The following is a 743-nucleotide window of genomic DNA, read 5'->3' on the forward strand; positions in this document are numbered from 1 at the left end:
GGCAGGGCCGTCCTTCGCGGCAGGCGGGGACGCTACTGGTCCAGGCCCTGCTCCGCAGCCGCGGAGCTCACGGCGCCGTCGGCGTTGGACTGGAGTATCTCCAGCTTAGAGGGCCGGATGTCGGGGCCGTCGCCCGAGCCGCTCATGACCACGATCTGGTCGGCCGAGACGGTGGGGTCGTCGACGACGGCGCCGGACTCGTCCACGATGACGACGTCGCCCTTGTTGAAGGTGACCTCGTCCTCCTGGGCCTCGAACTTCTGCAGGCCCTCGCCGTCCGCGGCGCTCAGGTCGCCCAGGACAACGGTGATCTCGTCACCGTTCACGCCCATGACCTGGCCGTAGTAGACGACGTCGCCCTGGCTGCCCGTGTTCTGCTGCTCGGAGCCGTTCTGCTCCTGCTGCTCGGTCGCGTTCTGCGAGCCGTTGTCGTTCGAGGAGCCGCCGTCGTCGGTGGCGCACCCGTGCAGAAACGGCGTCATCGCCAGCACGCCGGCCAGAACCATGCCCATCATTCTCATCTTCCGCTTGTTCATAATCGTGTCCCTTCGACGCAGGTGTCCGCGCGGCGAGGCGCGCGTGGTATCGGGTTCCGATTGTGAGGGACATCGGCGCCGGGCGCGAGGGGTTCCGGGCAACCGTCAGCCGCCGGTCACGGCGCTGAAACCTTCGCGCAAGGAGCGCCCCGCCGGGCGGAGGACCGCTGCGCGACAGACCCGTGCGGTCAGCCGCGCGGGTGGGCG

Annotated in this window: 1 protein-coding gene; it reads right to left on the minus strand. The window is 69.4% G+C overall.

Annotated features, from left to right (window positions below; translation table 11 throughout):
• Window positions 1-32: 32 nt before the first annotated feature.
• The gene (locus GPA_RS02575; RefSeq protein WP_015538849.1) at window positions 33-536 is read right to left on the minus strand and encodes an SH3 domain-containing protein; all 504 of its coding nucleotides are present in this window, start codon (window positions 534-536) and stop codon (window positions 33-35) included.
• Window positions 537-743 lie beyond the last annotated feature (207 nt).

It is taken from the genome of Gordonibacter pamelaeae 7-10-1-b, from assembly GCF_000210055.1.
Lineage (GTDB): Bacteria > Actinomycetota > Coriobacteriia > Coriobacteriales > Eggerthellaceae > Gordonibacter > Gordonibacter pamelaeae.

Excerpts from the sequence above, each read along its gene's own strand:
- GPA_RS02575 (WP_015538849.1), bottom strand. The coding sequence starts at position 536 with ATGAACAAGCGGAAGATGAGAATGATGGGCATGGTTCTGGCCGGCGTG.